This is a genomic window from Paenibacillus sp. P4_A7, assembly GCF_056402455.1.
Genome location: NZ_JBFUHJ010000041.1, coordinates 19,466 through 29,338 on the forward strand (window position 1 = coordinate 19,466; position 9,873 = coordinate 29,338).

Sequence of the window (9,873 nt, forward strand, 5' to 3'; positions counted from 1 at the left end):
GGATGTATGACAGCAATGAAACTATCGAATGCAACGATAGTCAGTTCCCAATATGCGAAGGGACCTGAGGCTAAGGCGATTGACGTATTAATAGAAGAAGTGCAAGATCGCACCGGAATTAAGCTAAATCGTATTACGGTATTTCCGAAGCTGTTCGATACGGTTATAGCGGTAGGGACGATTCAGTCCCTGCAACTCATTCCCGGAATCAGCTTGCCGGATCCATTGCCGACCTTACAGCCCGAAGGCTATATGCTGAAAACGTACAGCGAAGAGCATCGCGACGTTGTCTTCATTATAGGGGCAGATGCTCGTGGCGTTCTGTACGGAGTAGGCAAGCTGCTTCGCTGCCTCCGCTGGGAAGACAATCTTTTAGAGCTTGATGAGGCTTTGGATATTGTAACGGCTCCGGCTTCAGCTATTAGGGGGCATCAGCTTGGCTACCGTCCCAAAAATAATGYGTTCGACGCATGGTCTGTTGATCAGTTCGATCGTTACATACGGGAGCTTGCCTTGTTTGGAGCCAATAGCATCGAAATTTTGCCGCCGCGCACGGATGATCATCCCACTAGCCCAGTAATGAAGCTGGAGCCTATGAAAATGATGGTGAAGCTTGCGGAAGTAATAGACAGTTATGGCTTGGATACATGGCTGTGGTATCCGAATATGGGAGATGATTATTCAAATCCGGATTCAATTCGAGCTGAGCTCGCGGAGAGGGAAGAAATATTCCGCAGTATTCCCAACCTGAAGGCGATCTTCATTCCTGGGAGCGATCCTGGGAAGCTAGAGCCGGAACCATTGTTCGAATGGACAGCACAAATTGCTAGTTTATTAAAGAACCATCATCCAAAGGCAAAGATATGGCTCTCACCACAAGTAATGCGTTATGAAACGAATAAATGGATGACTGCTTTCTATGATCAGGTTAATAGGAAGCCGGATTGGCTAGGAGGAATTGTGTTCGGTCCACATGTTGATGTTGCGCTGCCGATTTTAAGAGAGCAAATACCTGCGCAGTATCCAATCAGGCGCTATGAGGATATTACTCACACGTATCATTGCCAGTATCCTGCTGTGGAATGGGATACCGCCTTTGTCCTTACTTTAGGAAGAGAAAGCTGTAATCCGCAGCCGGCTGCCATGAAGCATATTCATAATGTTCTCGCACCGTATGCGGATGGCACGATCTGTTATTCCGAAGGGATAAATGATGATGTCAACAAATTCATCTGGTTAGATCAGGAATGGAACCCAAAGACAGCTGTAAAGGATACTCTTCGTGACTATGCTGGCTTGTTCCTTGGCAGTAGGCAGGCGGAAGCAGTCACTCAAGGGCTGTTCTCCCTGGAAGAGAATTGGGTAGGCCCTTTGCTTACAAATGAAAGAGTAGATGTAACACTAAGGCAATGGCAGCAGATGGAACAAGAAGCAGCACCTAGGATGCGGAATCATTATCGATTTCAGATGCATTTGCTGCGAGCATATTTCGACGCTTATACGAGACGCAGGCTTATATATGAGACAGAGCTTGAGACCGCTGCGAAGGAGATGCTGCGCGCAGCTCCCATTCTCGGCAGTGAGAAAGCGATAGAAAAAGCGGAGCAAATTCTCGGCAGGGCTAAGACAGAGCTAGTGGCAGAGGATTACCACAAACGCTGCGACGAATTAGCTGATCAACTCTTCTTTAATATTGGGTATCAATTAACCGTTTTTAGACATTTTGCTCGCTCACAAGGAAGAGGAGCATTTATGGACGCGATCCTTGCGCCATTGAACGATGTTCGCTGGCTGAGTGTACAGTTTTCCTTTATCCGGGAGGAAAGTGTTGAGGAAGTGCGGCTTATGATGATCGATCGAATGCTAAATCGTACGAACCCAGGACCAGCAGGTTTCTATGACCATCTTGGTTCTTATGGCGGCATAAGACGAGTTGATCCCGGATCCGGCTGGCAGAGTGATCCAGGCTACTTGTCCTCGCCTAGAATAGGACATTCCATGTCTCTGCTCTCGATGTCAGCGGAACGGCAAAGGAAGCTAGGTGGTATCCCGCTCGCCTGGGTCGCGAATGCGACTGTTATTCTGGATACGCCAATAATCGTACATTACGACCGGCTAAATCCAAGTATTCCATATACCGTAAAAGTAGCCTACATCGGCGATACAAACAGCAGCAGCACCCCAAGAGACTGTTGGGCGAGGTTGACCGCAGGCGAAGGCATTAATCTTGATGCGGAGGTATTCGTCGAATCCGGCACAGTGACGATACGAGAGTGCGAGATCCCGCCAGAGGCTGTATCTAACGGCAAGCTGAAGCTGACGATCGAGCGTACGAGTGGCTTTAAACGGTTAAGTGTTGCTGAAATTTGGCTTATGCCAAGCCGACAAATGGAAGCTTGAGGAGGCTGCTATAAACATGATTAGAGTAACCATTTGGAATGAGTTCCATCATGAACGGAAAGAACGTATAGCGGCCATTTATCCGAAGGGGATGCATGGTGCTATCRCAGATGGTATTGCGGCTGAGGATTATGTTATTCGGACGGCAACTCTTAATGAGCCTGAGCATGGACTTACAGATGAAGTTCTGCAAGATACAGATGTGCTCATATGGTGGGGGCACAGTCGTCATGACGATGTAGATGATGCAGTTGTAGATAAGGTGTGTGCTAGAGTTTTGGACGGGATGGGCTTTATCGCGCTGCATTCCAGCCATTACGCTAAGGTGTTCAGGAAATTGATGGGGACTACTTGCTCCCTGCAATGGAGAGTGGCGGATGAGAAGGAAAGGCTATGGGTTGTTAACCCGAGCCACCCAATCGCTCGCGGTGTTGGCCGCTATTTTGAACTCGAGCAAGAGGAAATGTATGGGGAATATTTCGATATTCCAGAGCCAGATGAGCTAGTATTCGTGAGCTGGTTTCAAGGCGGAGAAGTATTCCGAAGCGGCTGTACGTTCCAGCGTGGACGAGGGAAAATCTTTTATTTCCGTCCGGGTCACGAGAAGTATCCAACATTCCATGATCCGACGATTCTCAAGGTGATATCTAATGCGGTTCGATGGGCAGCTCCAGATCCGGGTATGGAACCGCCTTATACTTTTGGCGGACCTGCTCCTGCACTTGAACCTGTACCAAACGAGAAGAAATAGCTCAACTAAACTAAACCATGTCGTTTAAAGGCTGAAGAACTTTGAACAGCGGGTAATCGACAGATCAGGGAGGATGACAGCAGTATGAACAAATTAAAGCTGGGAGCCGTAGGCACAGGCGGCATGTTCCAAGGTGCACATATGAGAGCGTGGCTCGCGAGCTCTGAGATAGAAATTGCAGCGCTATGTGATGTGAGGCTGGAGGTTGCACAGAAAATTGCAGATGAGTATGACATTCCGGATGTATATGCCGATTATAAAGAGCTGTTAAAGCGAGATGACTTGGATATTATCAGCATTTGTACTTCCAATAAATATCACTCTGAAATTGCAGTCGCTGCATTGAAGGCTGGTAAACATGTATTTTGCGAGAAGCCGGATGCGATCAACCCTGAAGAAGCAATCAAAATGAAGCAAGCGGCTGAAGAGAGCGGCAAAGTGTTAATGGTCATGCGCAACAACCGATTCCGTGCCGTATCACAGTTTCTGAAACGTTATGTAGAGAATGGTCAGATGGGCGAATGTTATACGGGCCGCTGCGGCTGGATTCGCAGGAGAGGCATACCAGGCAAAGGCGGCTGGTTTACGACGAAGGAACTGTCTGGCGGAGGTCCGCTTATCGATCTGGGCGTTCATATGATCGACCTTGCGGTCTGGATTATGGGCAATCCGACTCCAGTTGCGGTTAGCGGTGCGGTCTACACGAAATTCGCGGAAACGGAATTGTCCGACTCGGAGCATAGCGCATTCGGAACAAAGGAATCCGAGGGAGTATTCGATGTGGAGGATTTGGCTACTGGTTTTATACGCTTCTCGAATGGAGCAACGCTGCAAATTGAATTTAGCTGGGCGTCTAATATCGAGGAGGAGACACGGTTCGTCGAGCTGCGGGGAACGAAGTCAGGCTTTAGTCTGATAAATGACGACTTGAAACTATTTACTGAAATTGAAGGAGAAATTGGCGATATTCAGCCGCATGTCAATAAGAATGGACACGGGCATGTTGCCAATATCCATCATTTCATCGATGTGGTGCAAGGGCGTAAAGAATCTATTTTCACCCCGCAGCAAGGCGTTGATATGATCAAAATTATTGATGCGGTTTATGAATCAGCCCGATTGGGAAGAGAAGTACAGCTTGGTTAAGGGGGCGGCAGTTTGAACCTATCACATACGGTTAGAGAGCTGGCTTCGGACTATGTAGCCGTTTATGAGTCGCCCGACCCTAATAGTATCTATGCATACAGTCCTGGGCTGACCGTGCTGCCAAGCGGGAGATTGATTGCAACACTAGATTTGAGCGGATCGGGACTTGCGGATATGCCTGGACCAAAGCGAATAATTGAATGGGGTAAGTTATGGCTTGGCAAAATATTCATCTCCGATGATGGTGGTCAGACCTGGATCCATAAGACGGATTTTCCATTCATGCATGCAAGGCCTTTCGTTGCAGGCAATAGCTTGTATGTGCTTGGTCACTGCAATGATCTAGTTATAATGCGTTCCGATGACGGCGGCGACAGCTGGGGAGAGCCAGCACTGCTCACTGAGGGCCAGGTGTGGCATCAATCGCCTTGTAATGTTCATTACGCTAAAGACAACATCTATTTAGTGATGGAGAGAATTACCCATCCTGGCGTAAAAGAGCTTCGAACCCATCTGATGGCACCTGTATTAATGAGGGGAAAGCTCTCCGATGACCTCACTAAGCGGGAATCATGGACGTTCGCCTCAGAGTTGACAATGAAAGAGGCTCTTACCGGAAAGTCTAGCGACTTGTTCGGCGTACCCTTCTTTCCGGAGAAGAAAGTTCCTCCAGAGCCTTCAGAAGCAAGCGATTCGAAGCAAAAGGAAATGTATCCAAGAGGCTGGTTAGAGTCGAATGTTGTGCAGATTGTGGATGATCGCCATTATTTATATGATCCTAATGGCCGGACCTTTCATTTGTGGATGCGTTCGCATACAGGAGGCACAGGCTTAGCCTCCCTTGCCAAAGCAGTTGAACAGGAGKATGGCAGCATTCTGACAATGCTGGAGCAAGTGCCTTCAGGCCAAACCATGCTTTATGTCCCTTGTCCGGGCGGTCAGATGAAATTTCACATTTTGTACGATCAAGATACTTCCTTATATTGGCTGCTCAGCACGCAAGCTACTGACAGCATGACACGAGTAGAAAGGCTTCCTCCGGAACGAGGTCGCAATCCGAACAATGAGCGTAACCGCCTGCAGCTTCACTTCTCAAGTAATTGTATCGACTGGTGCTTCGCGGGGCTTGTAGCCAAGACGGATTCACCAAGGCAAACGCGTCATTATGCCAGTATGGCCTTTTATGGTGATGATCTTCTAATTCTAAGCCGCTCTGGAGACGAGAGAGCCAAAAGCTCGCATGACGGTAATATTATTACTTTTCATAAAGTGAAAAACTTTCGCCAGTTGGTCTATTAATATACATTCGCAAAGGTGGTATACAGCTATGGAACTATTTATTGTTCGTCATGGGCAATCCATTGGCAATCTAATTGTAGAGGATATGCCGGATGGTGAGCTAACAGAGCTAGGCAGACAGCAGGGTGCTAAGGTTGGCGAATGTCTGAAAGATGCCAATATCGGCTACATCATAGCGAGCCCGCTTGTGCGAGCGATCGAGACGGCGCAGCCGCTTGCGCAAGCATTGCAACTGCCTATCGAAGTTTGGAAGGAAACGTATGAGGTCAGAAACAAGGGCGCTTATACGGGACCGAGCACGAAGCAGTTATGCGAATTGTATCCAGAGACTCGATTTAATGAGGATATGGAGCCGGATGGTTGGTATTGCTCTGGGGATGAGGATGCTGAGGCTGGCCATCTACGTGCAACAAGGATATATGATCAATTGTGCAGTCGATTCGAAGGCAAGCGCGTTGCTGTATTCGCACATGGCGGCTTCAATCGTCATTTGCTACTGGTTGCATTGGGGCTGCCTTATGACAGCCCGGTTTATTTTCATCAAAACAATGGATGCATTTACTGGCTCTCGGTATCCCCTGAGCGGACTGTACTGAATTATGTGGGAGACACACGAGTCATTCTAGACGGTGAGAATGAAAAGAAGCCGAAGCTTGCCTGAAGCTTGCTGTGCCTGACAATAAGCTTGAGCTACCATGATGCAATGGATTGGAATGAAAGGGGATGCTGCCATGCAATCAAATGATTTTAAGATTCATTCCTTAGCCCCAGACTTTACCAAAATATTMGAATCACCAGACCCGGAGAACCTGTACTGCTACAGCCCGGGAATAGCCGTGCTTCCAAATGGCAATCTGATTGCAACGATGGATCTGGGCGGTCCCGGAGCTGAATTTGTTCCAGGAGCGATAGAAAGGCTTCGGAAAAAGGGACGTTTTACACTCGGGAAAGCATTTATTTCCAAAGATAAAGGAACGAGCTGGAAGCCGTGTGTGGACTTTCCCTTTCATCATGCACGGCCTTTTGTGTCTGGCAGCTCGGTTTATATATTGGGGCATTTCGGTGATTTAATGATTATTCGATCTGATGATCAGGGCGAGACTTGGTCTCGTCCAACTGCACTGACGGAGGGCGAAGCGTGGCATCAATCTCCGTCAAATGTACATTTTGCTAAAGGGAATGTGTACTTGGTCATGGAGAAAATATGTTATTTTGACGTGAAGGATTGGCCTGTAAGTGCGATGGCTCCAGTTCTTATGAGGGGCAAAATTGGCGATGATCTTAACAAACGTGAAAATTGGACTTTTGCATCGGAGCTCGTATTCAGAGATGCTGTCGAGCTGGAGCAGATCGAAATGATTGCCGTCCCTTTCTTTAAGACGAATCGACTGGAAAGAGCGGAGGTCTCCGGAGGAAGAAGCATAGCACCAATAGGATGGCTTGAAACAAACGTCGTTCAAATTATGGATGAAAATCATTATTTCTATGATAATACGGGGCACACATTTCATTTGTGGATGCGTGCCCATACGGGAGGGACGGGTTTTGCGGCAATCGCAAAAGCAGAAGAAAATGCAGATGGCACGATAACCACAATGCTGGAGGAAGTTCCATCAGGTAAGAAAATCGTATTTGTACCTTGTCCAGGAGGACAGATGAAGTTCCATATCCTTTATGATGAAAAAACTAAACTATACTGGCTTCTAAGCTCGCAAGCGACTGATAGTATGACCAGAGCGGATTTGCTGCCGACAGATCGGTTTAGTCTTCCCAATAATGAAAGACATCGGCTTCAGCTTCATTTCTCCAAAAATTGCATAGACTGGTGCTTCGCAGGACTAGTGGATGCTGGTACTTCCTATAAGCAATCACGCCATTATGCGAGTATGGCTATAGATGGGCAGGACCTCTATATAGCAAGCCGAACTGGGGACGGCAATAACAAAAGTGCTCATGACACGAATATCATATCTTTTCATGTGATTAAACAGTTCAGGGAGTTAGTCTATTAGGATGTCGCCGTGGTGTAATCAGTTCGCATAGCCTATTAGCCTAGTAATTTTTTCAGCTGCTCCACATATTGCGATGTTCCAACATAATCTAAGCTATGCGCGTCTGTACCTAGATTGAATACAACGCCGACCTCTTTGCCAATATTCCAATAACGCTTTGCAAAATCAGGGTCGCCAAATATCGCGGCGGTGTTGATTTCCCACGCAACCTGACTGTTTTTACCCTTTTCCAAAAGCTCACCCAACTCATTATCCGTAAAGGCTTTCGTTACCAGAGTTCGATCGTCAAAGCAACGGATGAACCGACCGGTGAAGGGGTGGCAAATACAGTCCGCTCGATCGGTCTTAAAGAGAGATTCCAGTACATCAATCGCATGCTGCACGTATCCCCTTGGCGTTTTCTCTTCAGGATGCTCCCAGTAATTCATATGGTAATGGTTATATGCATAAAGCCTATAGTCGATTAGTCGATTGACTTCTATGCTATCTAAAAATTTTCCTACGCCATACGCTGTGAGCTCTGCAGAATATAGGATTTTTACTTTCGTATCACATTGTGCGGCTTGGTCTCTGAGCTTCTGGTTGTTGGCCATAATTTCGAAATCAGTACTATTATAATGATCGGTAAACGAAATAACTTCGATATTGTCCTTCTCTGCCTCCTGAATAATAGCATGAACGTTCATTTCTGGCATTGCGCAGGGTGAATGGGTGGTATGGATATGCAGATTACGCTTAGCCAATTCCTCGAAATCGTAGGTTGCTTCTGTTTTATACATGTACTTCACTCCAATCTATTATTTTTTTGTAGGGCTTGATTATTCAAGCGGAAGACAAAATTAAATTGGCTATACAGCTATTTAACTTAATGATAAAATAAATAGGAGTTATATACAAGAAATATATATTTTGAAAAGTAATTCCTGTAATTCCTTAAGAAAAACGAGGGAGGCAGCCAGTTATGACTCAAATTAAAGTCGTTTTATTCGACTTTRACGGAACATTATCAACGCTTCGTGCCGGTTGGGAACAAATTATGAAACCGTTCATGAAGGATTGCATTGTTGGAGGAAGCGAATTATCCGAAAGTCAGAACGCTGATTTGGAGCAGGAGATCGATTTATATATCGACCAATCGACTGGTATCCAAACGATTTATCAAATGAGATGGCTGGTCGATACGGTACGTGCCAAAGGCTGGAATGAGCAGGTGTTGGATGAATGGGAATATAAAGCCGAATACAATAGACAGCTGCTTGAGCGTGTGAAAGCTAGGGTTGAAAAACTAAGCCGGGGTGAGCTTCAAGCAGAAGATTACTTGATGCGCGGCGCAGCTGATTTTGTACGGGAGCTGCACCGAAGGGGAGTAGACATGTATGTCGCTAGCGGAACCGATCATACTGACGTCGTGCGCGAAGCGGAAGTGCTAGGTTTAGCTAGTTATTTTAAGGATATAGCGGGTGCTCCGCTTGGCAAGGCAGAATGCTCTAAGGAAAAGGTGTTGCAGGATTTAATCCATTATAAAGGTCTAGCAGGCGAAGAGCTTGCTGTTATCGGTGATGGCAAGGTGGAGATTCAGCTGGGGAAAGAGTCCGGCGGCCTAGCATTAGGMTTGGCTAGCGACGAAGAACGCAGAGAGGGTATCAATCCGATCAAAGAAAAGCGGCTTCGCTTGGCGAAAGCAGACTGGATTGCCGGCGACTTTAGCAATATGGACGAATGGTTATCACAACTGGGATTTTAGCTTGCCGATGGCCAGTGTTTTGAACGACATGGCTTGGCTTGTATGAATGCTAGAGTATCTCGGGCTAAGTCCAAGGAGGACAGAATCCAATGAAGATTCATGAGAGATTGTCGTTTGCTTCTATTAAAACGAATTCGGTTCATTCGAGAACGAATCTGGTTACGATCCGAAATATGGCGGAGCCTTATGCAGGAACTACTGAAGAATGGCGTCAGACACCAGATGAGCAACAAGCGTTCGACGAATTGATCGATCTCATCGTTACTACGAGAGCAGCAGGTAAGCCCGTAATCTGGTCGATGGGCGCGCATGTTATTAAGAATGGATTATCTCGTTATGTCATTGAACTGGTGCGAAATGGGATTATAACTCATGTATCAGGAAACGGAGCAACGAGCATTCACGATTTCGAGCTGGCTTTTCTAGGAGAAACGTCGGAGGATGTTGCGCGATCAATCGAGGATGGCTCTTTCGGCATGTGGGAGGAAACTGGACGCTACATGAATGAGGCGATCCAGCAG

The 9,873-nt window shown here is 46.8% G+C and carries 9 protein-coding genes; 8 read left to right on the plus strand and 1 reads right to left on the minus strand.

Annotated elements, in window-relative coordinates:
* Nucleotides 1-6 precede the first annotated feature (6 nt).
* The 6 genes from AC1DWN_RS08840 (at nucleotide 7) to AC1DWN_RS08865 (ending at nucleotide 7,608) form a co-directional block, all read left to right on the plus strand.
* On the plus strand, nucleotides 7-2,400 hold the full coding sequence (locus AC1DWN_RS08840) for an alpha-glucuronidase family glycosyl hydrolase (RefSeq protein WP_477558533.1): 2,394 nt from the start codon (nucleotides 7-9) through the stop codon (nucleotides 2,398-2,400).
* A 16-nt stretch (nucleotides 2,401-2,416) separates the two neighbouring features.
* Nucleotides 2,417-3,151, plus strand: a complete 735-nt coding sequence (locus AC1DWN_RS08845; protein WP_477558534.1) for a ThuA domain-containing protein — start codon at nucleotides 2,417-2,419, stop codon at nucleotides 3,149-3,151.
* A gap of 84 nt (nucleotides 3,152-3,235) precedes the next feature.
* Nucleotides 3,236-4,297, plus strand: a complete 1,062-nt coding sequence (locus AC1DWN_RS08850) for a Gfo/Idh/MocA family protein (RefSeq protein ID WP_477558535.1) — start codon at nucleotides 3,236-3,238, stop codon at nucleotides 4,295-4,297.
* A gap of 12 nt (nucleotides 4,298-4,309) precedes the next feature.
* Nucleotides 4,310-5,596: a sialidase family protein gene (locus AC1DWN_RS08855; protein WP_477558536.1), complete on the plus strand. Its 1,287-nt coding sequence runs from the start codon at nucleotides 4,310-4,312 to the stop codon at nucleotides 5,594-5,596.
* Between the two features lie 28 nt (nucleotides 5,597-5,624).
* Entirely contained in the window at nucleotides 5,625-6,257 is a 633-nt protein-coding gene (locus AC1DWN_RS08860; RefSeq protein ID WP_477558537.1) for a histidine phosphatase family protein, read from the plus strand.
* A 34-nt stretch (nucleotides 6,258-6,291) separates the two neighbouring features.
* Complete coding sequence (locus tag AC1DWN_RS08865; RefSeq protein WP_477558538.1) at nucleotides 6,292-7,608, plus strand: sialidase family protein; 1,317 nt, start codon at nucleotides 6,292-6,294, stop codon at nucleotides 7,606-7,608.
* A gap of 35 nt (nucleotides 7,609-7,643) precedes the next feature.
* Here the strand turns inward: AC1DWN_RS08865 and AC1DWN_RS08870 are convergent, their stop codons facing one another.
* Nucleotides 7,644-8,387 carry a hypothetical protein gene (locus AC1DWN_RS08870; RefSeq protein ID WP_477558539.1) on the minus strand — a complete coding sequence of 248 codons (744 nt, stop codon included), beginning with the start codon at nucleotides 8,385-8,387 and terminating at the stop codon, nucleotides 7,644-7,646.
* A 182-nt stretch (nucleotides 8,388-8,569) separates the two neighbouring features.
* Between AC1DWN_RS08870 and AC1DWN_RS08875 the strand changes: the two genes are divergently transcribed.
* Nucleotides 8,570-9,352 carry an HAD family hydrolase gene (locus AC1DWN_RS08875; protein WP_477558540.1) on the plus strand — a complete coding sequence of 261 codons (783 nt, stop codon included), beginning with the start codon at nucleotides 8,570-8,572 and terminating at the stop codon, nucleotides 9,350-9,352.
* An 89-nt stretch (nucleotides 9,353-9,441) separates the two neighbouring features.
* Nucleotides 9,442-9,873 (plus strand): hypothetical protein (locus tag AC1DWN_RS08880; RefSeq protein WP_477558541.1); only part of this gene is annotated, 432 nt, incomplete at its 3' end.